The 16,385-nt window shown below is 70.9% G+C and carries 13 protein-coding genes; 7 read left to right on the top strand and 6 right to left on the bottom strand.

Going from position 1 to position 16,385, the window contains the following annotated elements:
- Nucleotides 1-37: 37 nt before the first annotated feature.
- Genes hrpA through BN1193_RS09595 form a run of 3 tightly spaced genes read left to right on the top strand, consistent with a single transcriptional unit; the run spans nt 38 to nt 5,734 of the window.
- Nucleotides 38-3,931 carry an ATP-dependent RNA helicase HrpA gene (gene hrpA, locus BN1193_RS09585; protein ID WP_040166011.1) on the top strand — a complete coding sequence of 1,298 codons (3,894 nt, stop codon included), beginning with the start codon at nt 38-40 and terminating at the stop codon, nt 3,929-3,931.
- A 9-nt stretch (nt 3,932-3,940) separates the two neighbouring features.
- Nucleotides 3,941-4,882, top strand: a complete 942-nt coding sequence (locus tag BN1193_RS09590) for a quinone oxidoreductase family protein (RefSeq protein ID WP_040166013.1) — start codon at nt 3,941-3,943, stop codon at nt 4,880-4,882.
- A gap of 33 nt (nt 4,883-4,915) precedes the next feature.
- Nucleotides 4,916-5,734: an alpha/beta fold hydrolase gene (locus BN1193_RS09595; protein ID WP_040166756.1), complete on the top strand. Its 819-nt coding sequence runs from the start codon at nt 4,916-4,918 to the stop codon at nt 5,732-5,734.
- Between the two features lie 2 nt (nt 5,735-5,736).
- Here BN1193_RS09595 and BN1193_RS09600 read toward each other — a convergent pair whose 3' ends face one another.
- Entirely contained in the window at nt 5,737-6,627 is an 891-nt protein-coding gene (locus BN1193_RS09600) for a sulfurtransferase (protein WP_094770416.1), read from the bottom strand.
- A gap of 30 nt (nt 6,628-6,657) precedes the next feature.
- Here BN1193_RS09600 and BN1193_RS09605 point away from each other — a divergent pair, with 30 nt between their 5' ends.
- Both BN1193_RS09605 and BN1193_RS09610 read left to right on the top strand, forming a co-directional pair.
- A complete protein-coding gene (locus BN1193_RS09605; RefSeq protein WP_040166015.1) occupies nt 6,658-7,647 on the top strand; it encodes a Gfo/Idh/MocA family protein in 990 nt (329 codons plus the stop codon).
- 13 nt (nt 7,648-7,660) lie between these two features.
- Nucleotides 7,661-8,524, top strand: coding sequence for an NYN domain-containing protein (locus BN1193_RS09610; RefSeq protein WP_040166018.1), 864 nt, complete (start codon nt 7,661-7,663; stop codon nt 8,522-8,524).
- 6 nt (nt 8,525-8,530) lie between these two features.
- Here BN1193_RS09610 and BN1193_RS09615 read toward each other — a convergent pair whose 3' ends face one another.
- Entirely contained in the window at nt 8,531-9,331 is an 801-nt protein-coding gene (locus BN1193_RS09615; protein ID WP_040166020.1) for a siderophore-interacting protein, read from the bottom strand.
- A gap of 126 nt (nt 9,332-9,457) precedes the next feature.
- On the bottom strand, nt 9,458-10,093 hold the full coding sequence (locus BN1193_RS09620) for a LysE family translocator (RefSeq protein ID WP_052460720.1): 636 nt from the start codon (nt 10,091-10,093) through the stop codon (nt 9,458-9,460).
- A gap of 120 nt (nt 10,094-10,213) precedes the next feature.
- Here BN1193_RS09620 and BN1193_RS09625 point away from each other — a divergent pair, with 120 nt between their 5' ends.
- Nucleotides 10,214-11,320, top strand: a complete 1,107-nt coding sequence (locus BN1193_RS09625; protein WP_040166023.1) for a PLP-dependent cysteine synthase family protein — start codon at nt 10,214-10,216, stop codon at nt 11,318-11,320.
- A gap of 4 nt (nt 11,321-11,324) precedes the next feature.
- Nucleotides 11,325-12,188 (top strand): LLM class flavin-dependent oxidoreductase, encoded by an 864-nt coding sequence (locus BN1193_RS09630; RefSeq protein ID WP_040166024.1) that lies wholly within the window; start codon nt 11,325-11,327, stop codon nt 12,186-12,188.
- 203 nt (nt 12,189-12,391) lie between these two features.
- Here BN1193_RS09630 and BN1193_RS09635 read toward each other — a convergent pair whose 3' ends face one another.
- The 3 genes from BN1193_RS09635 to BN1193_RS09645 all read right to left on the bottom strand — a co-directional run bounded on the left by BN1193_RS09635 (nt 12,392) and on the right by BN1193_RS09645 (nt 16,334).
- The gene (locus BN1193_RS09635; RefSeq protein WP_230206476.1) at nt 12,392-13,123 is read right to left on the bottom strand and encodes a DUF1684 domain-containing protein; all 732 of its coding nucleotides are present in this window, start codon (nt 13,121-13,123) and stop codon (nt 12,392-12,394) included.
- Nucleotides 13,124-13,232: 109 nt separating this feature from the next.
- A complete protein-coding gene (locus tag BN1193_RS09640) occupies nt 13,233-13,634 on the bottom strand; it encodes a hypothetical protein (RefSeq protein WP_040166026.1) in 402 nt (133 codons plus the stop codon).
- 153 nt (nt 13,635-13,787) lie between these two features.
- A complete protein-coding gene (locus BN1193_RS09645) occupies nt 13,788-16,334 on the bottom strand; it encodes an ATP-dependent Clp protease ATP-binding subunit (RefSeq protein ID WP_040166764.1) in 2,547 nt (848 codons plus the stop codon).
- Nucleotides 16,335-16,385: the final 51 nt, after the last annotated feature.

Genomic DNA, 16,385 nt, shown 5'->3' on the forward strand with positions numbered 1-16,385 from the left:
ACGCGGGGACACCGATGAGGGGATAAACTGGAGGGCTATGTCCGCGCCCCTCATCACGTATCCCCCGGAGCTGCCGGTCTCCGCGGCGCGCGACGAGATCGCCGCGGCGATCCGCGACCACCAGGTCGTCGTCGTCGCCGGCGCGACCGGCTCGGGCAAGACCACCCAGCTCCCGAAGATCTGCCTCGAACTCGGCCGCACCTCGATCGCGCACACCCAGCCGCGCCGCCTCGCCGCCCGGACCATCGCCGAGCGCATCGCCGAAGAACTCCACGTCCCCCTCGGCGGGCTCGTCGGCTACAAGGTCCGCTTCACCGACCAGGTCAGCGACCAGACGCAGATCGCGCTGATGACCGACGGCATCCTCCTCAACGAGATCCACCGCGACCGGTTGCTCCGCCGCTACGACACGATCATCATCGACGAGGCCCACGAGCGCTCCCTCAACATCGACTTCCTGATGGGCTACCTCGTCCGCACCCTCCCGGAGCGTCCGGACCTGAAGGTCATCATCACCTCCGCCACGATCGACCCGGAGAGCTTCGCCCGCCACTTCGCCCTCGGCGGCGACCCGGCCCCCGTCGTCGAGGTCTCCGGACGCACCTACCCCGTCGAGATCCGCTACCGGGGCGTCGACGAGGACACCGAGGACGACGTCGACGCGATCGTCTCCGCCCTCAAGGAACTCGAGCGCGAGCCCGCCGGCGACGTCCTCGTCTTCCTGCCCGGCGAGGCGGAGATCCGCGACGCCGCCGACGCGGTCCGCGGTGCGTACAAGTCCACCTCCGCCCCCGTCGAGGTCCTGCCACTGTTCGGACGCCTCTCCGCCGCCGAACAGCACCGGGTGTTCGAGCCGTCCAAGGTCGCGGGGCTCCGCCGCCGCGTCGTCCTGGCCACCAACGTCGCGGAGACGAGCCTCACGGTCCCCGGCATCAAGTACGTCGTCGACACCGGCACCGCCCGCATCTCCCGCTACTCCACCCGCTCGAAGGTCCAGCGCCTCCCGATCGAGGCCATCTCCCAGGCCTCCGCCCAGCAGCGCTCCGGCCGCGCCGGCCGCACCAGCGACGGCATCGCGATCCGCCTCTACGGCGAAGAGGACTTCGACGGCCGCCCGGAATTCACCGACCCCGAGATCCTGCGCACCAACCTCGCCTCCGTCGTGCTGCAGATGCTCTCGCTCGGGTTCGGCGACATCGCGGCGTTCCCGTTCCTCACTCCCCCGGACTCGCGCAACATCAAGGCCGCGCTGGACCTCCTGGCCGAACTCGGCGCCGTCCGCGACGGCCGTGACGGACCGGAACTCACGCGCATCGGCCGCGACCTCTCCCGCCTGCCGATCGAACCCCGCTTCGCCCGCATGCTCCTGGAAGCCGCCCGCACCGGCGTCCTCGACGACGTGCTCGCGATCGTCGCCGGCCTCACGATCCAGGACGTCCGCGAGCGCCCCGAGGAACGCCGCGAGGCCGCCACCGCCGCGCACGCCCGCTACACGGACCCGACCAGCGACTTCCTCACCCTGCTCAACCTCTGGCAGCACCTGAACGAGCGCCGCGACGCCCTCGGCTCCAGTGCCTTCCGGCGCCTGTGTCGCGACGAGTTCCTGAACTACGTCCGCGTCCGCGAGTGGTTCGACGTCCACCGCCAGCTGCGTTCGCTGACCCGCGACATCGCCCGCCGGACCAAGGGCGCCGCCGAGCCGCCGAAGCCCGTCCGTGCGAAAGAACCGAAGCCCGAGGGATCCCTCGACCTCCCCGGCGCCGCCGACCCGGACGCCGTGCACCGCGCGATCCTGTCCGGCCTGCTCAGCCAGATCGGCGTCCTCGACGAACGCAGCGTGCCGAAGCAGACCGGCACCACGAAGCCGAAGGGCCGCCCGATCGCGCAGTACCGCGGCGCCCGCGGCATCACGTTCTCGATCTTCCCCGGCTCGGGGCTGAAGAAGAAGTCACCGCAGGCCGTGATGGCCGCCGAGCTCGTCGAGACCTCGCGCCTGTTCGCCCGCACCGTCGCCGCAATCGACCCGGCCTGGGCGGAATCCCTCGCCGGCGACCTCGTCAACCGCAGCATCAGCGAACCGCACTGGTCCAAGCAGTCCGGCGCCGCGATGGCCTACGAGAAGGTCACCCTGTTCGGCGTCGAGATCATCCCGCGCCGCCGCGTCCAGTTCGCCCGCATCGACCGCGCCGGCTCGCGCGAGATGTTCGTCCGGCACGCGCTCGTCGAGGGCGAGTGGGACCCGTCGAAGCTGCCGCAGAACGTCACCGCGTTCCTGCGCCAGAACCATGAGCTGCGCCGCCGCCTGGAGAAGCAGGAGGAGCGCGAGCGCCGCCGCGACATCCTCGCCGGCGACGAGGCCGTGTTCGCGTTCTACGACGCCCGCATCCCCGCCGACGTCTTCGACATCCGTTCGTTCGAGAAGTGGTGGCGCACGCAGCTCGAGACCACGCCGAAGCTGCTGACGATGCGCGAGTCGGACCTCCTCGACGGCGCCGCCGCGTCCGACCGCGACGCGTACCCGGCGCAGTGGCCGCAGGCCGACCAGACCCTGGGTCTCGCGTACCGCTTCGAGCCGGGCGCCCGTGACGACGGCGTCACCGTCGTGATCCCGCTCCCCCTGCTGGCCGGACTCCGCCCGGACGGCTTCGACTGGCAGGTTCCCGGCGCCCGCGACGAACTCATCACCGCGATGCTGCGCGCCCTGCCGAAGGCGATCCGCCGCAACGTCGTCCCCGCCGCGGACTGGGCGACGAAGTTCGCCGCGGAGATCGCCGGCGACGGACCGGAGAACCACGCCGGGCTCCCGTCCGAGACCCTCGCGCAGGCGCTCGCCAAGCGGATCCAGCGCGTCGCGAATCAGCCCGTGACGGCCGACGCGTTCGAGCTCGAGCGCGTGCCCGCACACCTCACCATGAACTTCCGTGCCGTGGACGGACGTGGCCGCGCGCTCGACTCCGACCGCGACCTCGGTGCCCTGCAGAAGCGCCTGTCCGAGCGTGCGCGCGACTCGGTCGCGTCCTCGCTGCAGCGCTCGGCACCGCAGAACGTCGCGGCGGCGCCGGTCCGGACGATCGAGCGCACCGGCATCACCGAGTGGGACTTCGACGAACTGCCCGCCCAGGTGGACACGAAGGTCGCCGGCGGCGTCGTGCGCGGCTACCCGGCGCTGACGGACGACGGCGACGCGGTCTCGATCCGCATGCTCACCGACGCCGACGAGGCCGACCGCGTCACCCGGCACGGCGTCCGCCGTCTCGTCCTGCTGCACGTCCCCTCGCCGGTGTCCTACGTCCAGGACCACCTCACCGCGAAGGAGAAGCTGTCCCTGGCCGCTTCCCCGTACAGCGGAGTACGCGCACTGATCGAGGACTGCCGTGTCGCGGTCGCCGACGCCGTCATCGCCCGGACCGTGCCGCACACGATCCGCACCCGCGCGGACTTCGAGCGCGCCCGCGACGCGGTCTCGTCCGCCGTGATCGAGGAGACCTTCCGCACCGTCGGCCTGGTCTCCCGCATCCTCGACCTGCACCGCGAAGCCACGAAGGGGCTGAAGTCCGCGACCGCCATGCAGTTGCTCGCCGCGCTCACGGACATGCGGGGACAGCTGGACGGCCTGGTCTTCTCCGGTTTCGTCTCCACCACGGGCCTCGACCGCCTCGCGCACCTGCCCCGGTATCTGGAGGGCGTGAAGGTGCGGACCGCGGGCCTGCTGGAGAACGCCGGACGCGACCGCACCTGGCTCAGCGAGTACGAGCGCGCCCGCACTCTGTACGACGACGCCGGCGGCACGATTCCGATCGCCCCCGATGCGCCGCTCGTCCACGTCCGGTGGCTGCTGGAGGAATTCCGCATCTCGCTGTTCGCGCAGCGACTCGGCACCGCCGAACCCGTCTCGATGCAACGCATCACCAAGGCGCTGCGAGGCTCGTAGGCTGGGGCCATGACCCAGGCGATCCAGTACTCCCAGACCGGCGGACCCGAGGTCCTGTCGCTGAACGAGGTCCCGACCCCGACCCCGGGACCGGGCCAGGTGCTGGTCCGCGTCGAGGCCGTCGGCGTGAACCCCGTGGACGGCAAGATCCGTTCCGGCCTTCGCGCCTCGCCGCCGTTCACCGGCCCTCGCGGACTGGGTGAGGACGGTGCCGGCACGGTCCTCGCTCTCGGCGACGGCGTCGAGGCGCTGCGTGTCGGCGATCCGGTGGCCTTCAGCGGCGCCGGTGGCGCGTACGCGACCGAGACCGTCGTGGACGCCGCGGGGGTGTACCCGCGCCCCGCTGCGGTCTCTCCCGCGCAGGGCGCGGCGATCGGCATTCCGGCGGGCACGGCGTACCAGGTGGTCCGCTCTCTCGCGGTCACCGGTGCGGACACGGTTCTCGTGCATGCCGGATCCGGCGCGGTCGGGCAGGCGGTCATCCAGTTCGCCCGGCTGCTCGGAGCCCGCGTCATCGCCACCTCCAGCGAGCGTCGCGCACACCGCGTCACGGACCTCGGTGCCACCCAGGTCGCCTACGGCGACGGCCTGCTCGAACGCGTACGTACGGCGGCCCCGGACGGCATCACGGTCGCGATCGACTGCGCCGGCACGGACGAAGCGATCGACGTCTCACTCGAGCTCGTGACCGACCGGTCCCGCATCGCCACGATCGTCCGCGGAGCGGAGGCTGCCGGCTGGGGCATCCGTGCCTGGCGCGGCGGTTCCCCCGTCCCGATGACCGATGCCGAGGTCACGCTGCGCCGCGAGGCGATCCCGGTGACACTCGCACTGCTCGCCGCCGGAGCCTTCCACGTCGAGCTCGGCCGGACGTTCCCGCTGACCGACGCCGGAAAAGCGCAAGAGGAGCTCGCCGCCGGCGCCGACGGGAAGCTGATCCTGGTACCGTGAGATCGTCCCGACGGCCCGGTGTACCGTGAGCGCATGTCGACCTTCACGGCCTCCGACGGCGCCCGTCTCGTGTACACGCGACTGGGTGCGTTCACCTCCGACCCGATCGTCGTGATCCCGGGCGGCGCCTGCCGCGGCGTCGACTACCTCGAAGACCTCGCGGGGGCCGTGGACGAGCGCGGTGCCGTGATCTTCCACCCACGCGGCACACCGACCTCCGGCGGGCTGTCGAACGGGTGGTGGAGCGACGCCGACGACGTGGTGGCGCTGCTGGACGCGCTCGGGCTCCCGTCCGCTGACGTGATCGCCCACTCAGCGGGTACCCGACTCGCCCTGTCGGTGGCGGTCCGCTTCGCACCGCGCGTGCGACGCGTCGTGCAGATCACTCCCCCGGCCACGTGGCTCACCGGAACCGAACACGACGGCGAGGCGATCGGACGCGCGCGCGGCGAGTCCGTCGTGGACGAGGCGCTGCTGTCGATGCGCACGGAGCCCGCGCCCGGTCAAGCCGCGTTCGACCACCACCGCGCCATCGAAGGCCCGGCCGGATACGCCCGCTGGACCGAGCGCGAGCAGCGTCATAACACCGTCGGCGACTGGGCCTGGGACGCCGACCTGGCCTGGTTCCGCGGCATACCTGATGACGCCGCCGCACGCGTCCTCGCCGCCGGGGTGCCGGACGTGGCCGTGATCGGGGGCGCCGACGACATCTATACAGGCCGCGAGCCCGTCCACCGCTATGCGGAGATTCTCGGGGCCCGCCTGATTGAACTCACCGCGTGCGGGCACTACCCCTGGGTCGAGCAGCCGGACGCCTTCCGCGCCGCGGTGCGGGAGTTGCTCGCCCGCTGAGATCAGTGGTCGCCGGCGAGCGCGTCGTTGATCTGCGCGAGCCGGACCTGGCGCGGACCGTCGTTGCGCTCGGTTCCGGTCGCGACCGGGCGCCCCGGCGTGTTCGACCATGCGCTCCACGAGCCCGGGTACAGCGCCACGTGGCGTCCGGCGATGTCCGCGGCGAGGGCCGCCTGCGCCGCCGTGACCCCGGAACCGCAGTACACCGCGACCGCTTCATCCTCGGTCGCGCCGACGGCGTCGAACGCGGCGGCGATCTCCTCGGCAGCGCGGAACGTGCCGTCCGGATTCAGGTAGTTCGACGCGGGCAGGTTGACGGCGCCGGGAATGTGTCCGGCGACCGGGTCCAGGGGTTCCGTCTCCCCGCGGTAGCGCTCGGCCGCGCGGACGTCGACGAGCACCCCGTGCTCGGGCCAGACGCCCGCATCGGCGATGTCGATGCCGTTGGGCGTCCCCCGCAGGGTGGCATCGCCGGGCTCCGGCGTGACTTCCCCGGTCTCCAGGTCTCCACCCGCCGCCTGCCATGCTGTCAGCCCACCGTCGAGCACCCGGACATCGATTCCGCTGCCGCGCAGCAGCCACCAGGCGCGGGCCGCGCCCATCGTGGTGCCGCCGTCGTAGACCACGACGGTGTCGCCGTGGTTCACGCCCCACCGCCGGACGGCCGTCTGCAGTGTCTCGCAGGACGGTAACGGGTGGCGTCCGTCGGAGGGCGCTCCGTGGGTGGCCAGCTCGGTGTCGTGATCGGCGTACACCGCACCGGGGATGTGTCCGGCGCGATGGTCGTCCGATCCGTCCGGCTTGTCCAGGCGGTAGCGCACGTCCACGAGGCGCGGCGGTCGCGCGCCGGCGAGCAGTTCGGCCAGGTCCGCAGCGGAGACGAGTGCGCTCATGAGTCCATCCTGCACCGATACGCTCGGGGCATGACAGCACTTCGTTGGGGAATTCTCGCCACCGGCGGCATCGCGCACGCGTTCACGGCCGACCTCCGAACCGCGGGACTGACGGTCACCGCCGTCGGGTCACGCTCCGCCGAGCGCGCTGCGGCCTTCGCCGCGGAGTTCGACATCCCCCGCGCGCACGGCTCCTACGAGGACCTCGCCGCAGAGCCCGACGTCGACATCGTCTACATCGCCACCCCGCACCCCCAGCACCTCGACCCGGCGCTGCTGATGATCGCGGCGGGCAAGCACGTCCTCGTGGAGAAGGCCTTCACCGCCAACGCCGCGGAAGCCGCACGTATCCGCGACGCGGCCGCGGCGGCCGGAGTCCTCGCCATGGAGGCGATGTGGACCCGGTACCTGCCGCACATGGTGCGCCTCCGCGAGATCGTCGCCTCCGGCGTGCTGGGCTCCGTCCGCGGACTCATCGCCGACCACACCCAGCGCCTCCCTGACGATCCGGCGCACCGCCTGAACAACCTCGAGCTCGGTGGCGGCGCGCTTCTCGACCTCGGCATCTATCCGATCTCCTTCGCGTGGGACCTCTTCGGTGCACCCGAGCGTGTGCAGGCGCTGGCGACGCTGAAGGACACCGGCGCGGATGCTGACGTCGCCGTCCAGATGCAGTTCGGCGGTGGCGCGATCGCATCGACCTTCTCCTCATCCATGGCGCGCGGACGCAACCAGGCCATCGTGCTCGGCAGCGACGCGTCCATCCACGTCGACGGCGTGTTCTACGCCGGGACCTCGTTCCGCGTCATCGCGAGCGACGGCGACGTCCTCGAGGAGTACGCCTCGGACTTCCCCGGACGGGGAATGCAGTTCCAGGCCCTCGCGGCCGAGCGACTGGTGGCGGCCGGCGACCTGCAGGGCGATGTCCTGAGCATCGATGAGACCGTGGCGATCATGGGAACCCTCGATGAGATCCGCCGCCAGATCGGGGTCGTCTACCCTGCGGACGCACGCGGCTGAGAGAATCGATCACATGTCCGATCAGACCAACGCCCGCGTCGCGGTGTACCTCGACTTCGACAACATCGTGATGAGCTGGTACGACAGCGTGCACGGCCGTAACGCGTACGCGAAGGACCGGCAGGCGATCGCCACCGACCCGCAGGCGCCGGAGATCGCCGAGCGTCTCGCCGCCGCACGCGTGGACGTCGGCGCGATCATCGACTTCGCCGCCGGCTTCGGCACCCTCGTGCTCACGCGCGCCTACGCCGATTGGTCCTCCCCCGTCAACGCCGAGTACCGCGACCAGCTCGTCGCCCGCGCCGTGGACCTCGTGCAGCTGTTCCCCGCCGCGGCCTACGCCAAGAACGGCGCCGACATCCGTCTCGCCGTCGACACGGTGGAGGACATGTTCCGCCTCCCCGACCTCACCCACGTCGTGGTGGTCGCGGGCGACTCGGACTACGTTCCGCTCGCGCAGCGCTGCAAGCGCCTGGGGCGCTACGTCGTCGGCGTCGGCGTGGCCGGGTCCACCGCCAAGTCCCTCGCCGCCGCGTGCGATGAGTTCGCCAGCTACGACACCCTGCCGGGCGTCGCCCCGGCGGTCCGGGAGGTCCCGGTCGCCGAGCCGAAACGCAAGCAGCGCCGCTCCAAGGATTCCGTCGAGGACACCGCCACCAAGCTCCTGGAGCGCGCTCTGCGTCTCGGCCAGGAGAAGGAGGACACCGAGTGGCTGCACGCCTCCGCGGTGAAGCAGCACATGCGCCGGATGGACCCGTCCTTCAGCGAGAAGGCCCTCGGATTCAAGACGTTCTCCGACTTCGTGAAGGCTCGGGACGCCGTCGCCGAGCTCGAGGAGACCGGCCACGAGCGTTTGGTCCGCCTCCGCGAGGGCTGAACCCACTCAGGCGTGATCGGGCCGGAGCTTGTAGTACCCGCAGAACGCCACGTTCTCCTTCGGGACACCGCAGCCGGACACCAGGTGGCGCCGCGCGCCCGTCGCGAGTCGGGACTCCCCCGCGGAGAACGCCCGCACGGTCGGCGCGGGCACCAGTGCGGTGACCTCCTCGAGCGCGCGAGTCCCCGGACGATCGCCGCCCGATCGGATGATCCAGCGGACGTCGACGCCGTCCGGCGCCTCGTCCGGCTGCACGTCGTCCGCGGCGGGCACCTCGATGACGGCCGTTCCCGTCGCGTTCCGGTCGAGGTCCCGGAGGATGCCGAGCACGGCCGGCATCGCACTCTCGTCACCGACGAGCAGCACGTCGGCAGCGTCCTTGTGCCGGAACCCGGCGCCCTGGTCGATGAGCCCGACGGTGTCGCCGACGGGCAGTCGCTCGGCCCAGGGACCGGCGATGCCGACACCGCCGTGGATGACGAAATCGACGTCCAGCTCCGCGGTGTCCGGGCGGAACTCGCGCACGGTGTAGTTGCGGATCACCGGACGCGTCGAGCGCGGCAGGGTGAGGTACTTGAGGTAGCCGGACACCCCGAAGCGGTCGGAGAGATTGTCGAAGCGCGCGGCGTCGGAGGTCGGCACAGCCAGGCGGAACCACTGGTCGAAGCCGACGTGCTCCCAGTCCGCGAGCGCGTCCCCGCCGAGCGTGATCCGGATCACGTGGGACGAGATCCGTTCGGCGCGGGTGACGTCGGCCACCACCAGCCCGGTGGACGCGTGCGTCACGGCGATGTTCGACGAGACCATGGCATCTCCTTCAGGTAAGGGCACCCTAACTTTATGCCACCCCCACACCCCGCACCACCGCGCCGCCCGAAGCGGCCCTCGGATTCATGAAGTGCGGTAGGCCTCCGTCTGGAGGGAGAGGCGTCCTCAGCGCTCGAAGGCAAGCTTGCCGGCGAGGCCGATCATGGCGATGCCGCCACCGGCCTTGAGGTATTTCATGCGCCGCGGTCGGCGCTGGAACCAGCCCCCGAGCGCGCCGGCGGCGAAGACCCAGATCGTCTCGATGACCACCTGCGCGACACCGCCGGTGATGCCGATGATGGCCATTTGGACGGTGGGGTGGCCGAGGTTGTGGTCAACGAACTGGGGCAGGATCGCCATGAGGGAGACGATGCTCTTGGGATTGGCGACGCCGACGATGAATCCTTGGCGGATGGCCGCGATCCCGGTCGTTTGAGACTGGCGGGTCGTTGTCCGGTGCTGGTCGGGCTCGCCACGGAACGCTGATCGCAGCGCCTGAATGCCGAGCCACAACAGGTAGCATGCACCGGCGATCTTGACGACCAGGAAGAGTTCCGCGGATGCCGCAACGATGGCTCCCAGACCGGCGAGAACCAGGGCGAGCAGGACCATGCCACCCAGGGTGTTTCCCAGCACGATCCACATCGCTGATCGCCGTCCTCGCGTGATGGCGCGGCTCGTCTCCAGGAGCACCGACGGGCCAGGTATTGCCGACAGCAGGGCGGACAGGAGAAGGAAGCCGATCACGAGAGTGGGGCTCACGAGCACCCTGCGAAGGCTAGCAACTGCTGGTCAGAAGTACACCACCTGCCCTGCTCGAGGCCTGGTGTCCCTCCCCCTTGGGAGACGCGGGTTACGGACGGGCCTCGATAGGCTCGGGGGATGGCATCAGCGCGCATCCTCGAGGACGACACCACGCAGGACGTGGACCGCAGCGACGACGACTACGAGCGCTGGCTGACCGAGGCCATCCGCGCGGTGGACGCCGACGCCGTCCGCAGCGCCGACACCCACCTGCTGCGTTTCCCCCTGCCGCCGGAGTGGAACATCGACCTCTATCTCAAGGACGAGTCCACCCACCCCACCGGGAGCCTCAAGCACCGCCTTGCGCGCTCGCTGTTCCTCTACGGCCTGGTGAACGGCTGGATCCGTCCGGGGCTGCCGGTCATCGAGGCGTCGTCCGGCTCGACGGCCGTGTCCGAGGCTTACTTCGCGCGTCTCATCGGCGTGCCGTTCATCGCCGTGGTGCCGCGGACGACGAGCGCGGAGAAGACGCGCCTGATCGAGTTCGAGGGCGGTCAATTGCACTTCGTCGACGACCCGCGGACGGTCTACGTCGAATCCGCGCGCCTCGCCGCCGAGACCGGCGGACACTTCATCGACCAGTTCACGTACGCCGAGCGCGCCACCGACTGGCGCGGCAACAACAACGTCGCGGACTCGATCTTCACGCAGATGCGCGCCGAGCGGCACCCGGTCCCGTCCTGGATCGTCACGACCGCCGGCACCGGGGGCACGTCCGCCACGATCGGCCGGTACACCCGGTACACCCGGCGCGACACACGGATCTGCGTCGCGGACCCGGAGAACTCCTGCTTCTTCGACGGCTGGAGCACCGCGGACGCCGGTGTCTCCTGCGACACCCCGTCCCGGATCGAGGGCATCGGACGCCCCCGCATGGAGCCGAGCTTCGTCGCCGGCGTCATCGATCGGATGATGAAGGTCCCGGACGCGGCCTCCATCGCCGCGATCCAGGAGCTCGCCGCGCGCACCGGCCGCCGCGCCGGCGGATCGACCGGAACCGGACTGTGGGCCGCGTTCCGCATCATCGCGGAGATGCGCGCTCGCGGCGAGTCCGGCAGCGTCCTCACTCTGCTCTGCGACTCCGGGGACCGCTACACCGATCGCTACTACTCCGACACCTGGCTCGCCCAGCAGGGCATTCAGACGGCGTCGTACCGCGAACTCATCGCGGATCTGCTGGACTGAGCCCATGCGCGTCGGCATCGTCATCCTCCCCCAGCTGCCCTGGCGTGAGCAGCGCCACCTCTGGCGACGGGCGGAGGAGTACGGCTTCGCCACCGCGTACACGTACGACCACCTGTCCTGGCGCTCGCTCACGGACGAACCCTGGGGTGCGACGATCCCGACACTGACGGCGGCGGCGACCGCGACCGAGCGCATCGGCATCGGCACGTTCGTCGCGTCGCCGAACTTCCGCCACCCGGTGCCGTTCGCGAAGGACATCGCGACCCTCGATGACATCAGCGGGGGCCGCGTCGTGCTCGGCCTCGGCGCCGGCGGCACGGGATTCGACGCGACCGTGCTCGGCGGGTCCGTCCTGGAGCCGAAGCCCCGCCACGGACGCTTCATCGACTTCGCCGAGACGCTGGACGTGCTGCTGCGCGGCGAGACGGACGGTCCGATCTCGCATCACGGTCCGTGGTTCACCGCGCATGAAACCCGGATGGTGGGTGAGCCGACGCGAACCCCACGCGTCCCGTTCCTCATCGCCGCGAACGGCCCCCGGGGCCTCCGGCTGGCCGCCCGCCTCGGCCAGGGCTGGGTCACCACCGGCGCTGACGGCGCCACGGGCGAGGACTGGTGGAACTCCGTCGCCCGGCTATCGACGCGGATGGACGAGACCCTCGCCGCCACGGGCCGCACCGAGCCGTTGGAGCGTGTGCTGTCGCTGGACTCGGGCGGGTACTCTCTGACCTCCGCCGCCCACTACCGCGATGCCGTGGCGCGCGCCGAGTCCCTCGGCTTCACCGAGGTCGTGGTGCACTGGCCCCGCCCGGACGGCATCTACGCCGGCTCCGACTCCATCCTGGACGAGATCGCCCCCAATGTCTGACCCCGGACGCCCGATCTCCTGGGTTCTGCAGGATCACGTGACGTCTGCAGGACGGGTGCCCGCGTCGTTCTCCGAACCGAGCCTCCGCCGTTCCTGCGCAACCGGAAATATCCTGCAGAACCACAAAGCCGGTGCCGGGACCGGGTTGGTCGGCGGCGCGGTGACGCACCACGCCCGATCCGGGGCGAAGGATCCCCGGGGTGTCAGTGCAGCTCGAAGCCGGGGGCGAAGACGGGAAGCTTCTCCCCCGCGCGGACGGGAGCGGGGAGGCGGTTCGACAGCGGCGGCAGCGGGCAGTTGAACTGTGTCGAGAAGCCGCAGGGCGGGATCACGGCGCGGGTGAAGTCCACCTCCACAGGCACGGACTCACCCGCGCTCAACTGCCGCCACTGCGGCGGCAGCGTGACGTAAAGGAAGCGTCCGGTCGGGTAGCTCTCCGAGCCGGTCGTGCCGTCCGCGAAGACGAGCTGCACGACGTCGTCCTCATCCGCGTTGAACGCGACCAGGCGCTGTTCGACGCCGTCGATGGTGAACACCACGTCCCCCGACGCGCCGTGGGTGCGCACGCGTCCGCCGTCGCGCATGTGCTCGAACGGGACCAGACGGTCTTCGGCGACCAGCTCGAAGCGCCCCGGGAGCACCCACCGCTCGTCGTACGGGTAGACGTCGATGCCCTGGAACGCGGACGCCGCCGGCGAATCAGCCAGCCACACCCGGACGCCCTCCTGCGGACGTCCGGTTTCCGGGTCATCGCGCTGCAGGCGGGTCACCACGGCGTCGGCCGGCAGTCCGTCCCGCGCTGCCTCGTCCGACAGCGGCTCCTCGTCCGGACGATTCCACACCGTGCGCACGAGCGCCAGCGGGCCGCGTGGCCCGGTGACCTCCGCCTCACGGTCGCGGCGGAAAGCGTCGTATTCGTCCTGCTGGATGCTCACCGCACCATTCCATCGCATCGCGGACCACGACACGAACGCGATGCCGCCGTATGACGCCCGGACGCAAGGATTCCGCACCGTCGTGACGGTGCGGAATTCGATCCGGCGCTCACTCGCCGTCGCGCGGAGCGGTGAACAGCATCGCGCTGACCCCGGCGACGATGAGGAAGGCGAGGCCGGCGAGGAGCGCGACCGCCCAGAGTTGACCGAATGCCGCGAGGCCCAGCGCCACGGAGTACAGCGCCAGCGTGACGCCGACCAGCCCGAGCGCGGCGACGTTGGTCACGAGCCGGCCGGCTCGCCGGTCCACTCCGCGGGAAAGAGTCATGGCCAAGGCCGCGAAAGCGGCAGCGAGGAGAAGGCTCGTCGCCGGCGGACCGTCCAACCGCATCGCGGCCGGAGCGATGAAGGCCGCCGCGGCGGCGCCGAACAGGGTGCCGACGGCCCACGGGCTGCGGGCGATTCGAGGTGCCTCGGTGGAGGGGTGCGGGAGTCGAGTCGTGGTGTCCATGTCTTCGACGCTAACTACGCTCTGACCGGGCCGGAAGAGCGCGGAGCCAAGACCGATCCAACGGCGGAGGGGGCCGTCATCCCCGAGATGTACGCCACCTCCGACGGACAGCGGAGAGCCCCGCCGACGCGTGTCGGCGGGGCTCTGTGCGGGTCAGGCCGCGAGCGGAACGGTGTGTCCGGAGGTCACCGCGAGCGCGTCGCCCGCGACGTCCACCGTCAGCACGGATCCGGTCGTGGCCACATCGGTGACCAGCAGGTCCGCGATGCGGTCGTCGACCTCGCGCTGGATGAGCCGACGCAGCGGCCGGGCACCGTACTCGGGCTGGTGGCCGTGCTCGGCCAACCATGCCACGGCGGCGTCCGTCACCTCGAGACTCAGACCCTGCGCGGTCACGCGCCGGCGAGTGTCCGCCAGCAGCAGCGTGACGATCTGCTCGAGCTGGGTGCGCTCGAGCTTGCGGAACAGGACGATCTCGTCGATGCGGTTCAGGAACTCCGGACGCATCTGCTCACGCAGCTTGCCCATGATCCGCTCCCGCAGCTGCTCCTGCGAGCCGAAACCGGTCTCGCCGCCACCGTCCGCGAGGAAGCCGATCGCTCCGCCGCGGGAGGCGAGCAGCTCGCCACCGATGTTGCTGGTCATGATGACCACCGTGTTGCGGAAGTCGACCGTGCGGCCCTGTCCGTCGGTCAGGCGACCGTCATCGAGCACCTGCAGCAGCAGGTTGAACACGTCCGGGTGCGCCTTCTCGATCTCGTCGAACAGCACGATCGAGTACGGGTTGCGGCGCACGCGCTCGGTGAGCTGACCGGCCTCGTCGTAGCCGACGTATCCGGGAGGGGCACCGACCAGACGGGCGACCGTGTGGCGCTCGCCGAACTCGCTCATGTCGAAGCGGATCACCGCATCGTCATCGTCGAACAGACTCTGCGCGAGTCCCTTCGCCAGCTCGGTCTTGCCCACGCCGGTGGGGCCGAGGAAGAGGAACGAACCGATCGGCCGGCGAGCGTCGCTCATGCCGGTCCGATTGCGCCGGACGGACCGAGCGACCGCGGCGACCGCGTCGTCCTGTCCGATCACGCGCTCGTGCAGCTCGGCCTCCAGCGACCCCATGCGCTCACGCTCCGTGGAGGTCAGGCGCTGGGCCGGGATCCCGGTGGCCCGGCTGACGACGGCGGCGATCTGCGCCTCGTCGACGACCGCGGCCGCGGTGATCGCACCGGGACCGGTGGCCGTGTCGAGCTCGGCCTGCACCGCGGCGATGTCGTCGCGGATCGCACTGGCCTGCTCGTACCGCTCGGCGGAGACGGCCGCGTTCTTGTCGGCCTCCAGTTCCGCGAGCCGCGCGACGAGACCGGACACGTCCGGGGTCACGCCGAGGCGCAGCCGCAGGCGGGCACCGGCCTGGTCGATCAGGTCGATGGCCTTGTCCGGCAGCACCCTGTCCACGAGGTAGCGGTCGCTGAGCTCCGCCGCCGCGCGCAGCGCGTCGTCGGTGTAGGTGACGTGGTGGTGGTCCTGGTACGCGTCGCGCAGGCCGTGCAGGATCGCGACGGCGTCCTCGATCGAGGGCTCCCCCACGCGCACGGGCTGGAAGCGGCGCTCCAGCGCCGGGTCCTTCTCGATCTTCCGGTATTCGGACAGCGTCGTGGCACCGACCAGGTGCAGCTCGCCGCGTGCGAGGCGGGGCTTGAGGATGTTGCCGGCGTCCATCGCACCGTCGCCGCCGCCACCGGCGCCGACCACGGTGTGGATCTCGTCGATGAAGGCGATGACCTCATCGCGGCGCCCGGCGATCTCCTCGAGCGTCTTGGTCAGGCGCTCCTCGAAGTCGCCGCGGTAGCGCGTCCCGGCGAGCATGGCGGGCAGGTCCAGCGCGATGACGGAGCGTCCGCGCAGCTGTTCCGGCACAGCACCGTCGACGATCGCGCGGGCGAGGCCCTCGACGACGGCCGTCTTGCCGACGCCGGCCTCACCGATCAGCACCGGGTTGTTCTTGGTGCGACGGCTGAGGATCTCGATCGTCTGCTCGATCTCGTCGGCGCGCCCGATCACGGGGTCCAGACGCCCGTCGCGCGCGAGCGCGGTGAGGTCGGTGCCGTAGGTGTCCAGCATCGGAGTCTCGCTGTCCGTCGACGGCGTGGCCGCCGTCGGAGCGGGTGCCGTCGGCGACGACACGGTCTCGCGCATGCTCTGCACGAGCGCGTCCGGGGTCACGCCGGCGTCGGCGAGGATCTGCCCGGCCGGCGTGTCCTGCGACAGGACGAGCGCGAAGAAGACGTGTTCGGGGTCGATGTACGTCGAGCCGGACGAGCGGGCCACCTGCAGTGAGTGGAACAGCGCACGGCGGACCGAGCTCGTCACGGCGGCCCCCTCGGCCTCGACCGCGTCCCCGACCTGGGGCAGCCGGGACTCGGCGGCGGTCACGATGGCGGCGGTGTCGATGCCGAGGCGGGCCACGGCGTCATGCATCGGGGCGGCGTCGACGAGGACGCGCAGAACGTGCAGCGCATCCAGTTCGCGCTGACCGCGTTCGAGCGCGTAGCGTCCAGCGGCCTGCAGGACCTCCTGGGTCCGGGCGCTGAGGAATTGGGTGAGATCGATGGACCGAGCCGCGCGAGCCTGCTCGCCGCGCACATAGCGGGCGAGGAAGTCGTCGAACGAGCCGTTCCCGTTCTCGGTGAAGTCGTCGGGCACGTGCACCTCCAGGGTCAAACTTGAGTGCCTTACGCTCAAGTTCAACGCGGT

It is taken from the genome of Microbacterium gorillae, from assembly GCF_000826185.2.
GTDB lineage: Bacteria > Actinomycetota > Actinomycetes > Actinomycetales > Microbacteriaceae > Microbacterium > Microbacterium gorillae.

Coding starts and splice junctions, on each gene's coding strand:
- BN1193_RS09625 (WP_040166023.1), top strand. CDS start 10,214: ATGGCATCAGCGCGCATCCTCGAGGACGACACCACGCAGGACGTGGAC.
- BN1193_RS09615 (WP_040166020.1), bottom strand. CDS start 9,331: ATGGTCTCGTCGAACATCGCCGTGACGCACGCGTCCACCGGGCTGGTG.
- BN1193_RS09630 (WP_040166024.1), top strand. CDS start 11,325: ATGCGCGTCGGCATCGTCATCCTCCCCCAGCTGCCCTGGCGTGAGCAG.
- hrpA (WP_040166011.1), top strand. CDS start 38: ATGTCCGCGCCCCTCATCACGTATCCCCCGGAGCTGCCGGTCTCCGCG.
- BN1193_RS09595 (WP_040166756.1), top strand. CDS start 4,916: ATGTCGACCTTCACGGCCTCCGACGGCGCCCGTCTCGTGTACACGCGA.
- BN1193_RS09640 (WP_040166026.1), bottom strand. CDS start 13,634: ATGGACACCACGACTCGACTCCCGCACCCCTCCACCGAGGCACCTCGA.
- BN1193_RS09610 (WP_040166018.1), top strand. CDS start 7,661: ATGTCCGATCAGACCAACGCCCGCGTCGCGGTGTACCTCGACTTCGAC.
- BN1193_RS09600 (WP_094770416.1), bottom strand. CDS start 6,627: ATGAGCGCACTCGTCTCCGCTGCGGACCTGGCCGAACTGCTCGCCGGC.
- BN1193_RS09605 (WP_040166015.1), top strand. CDS start 6,658: ATGACAGCACTTCGTTGGGGAATTCTCGCCACCGGCGGCATCGCGCAC.
- BN1193_RS09590 (WP_040166013.1), top strand. CDS start 3,941: ATGACCCAGGCGATCCAGTACTCCCAGACCGGCGGACCCGAGGTCCTG.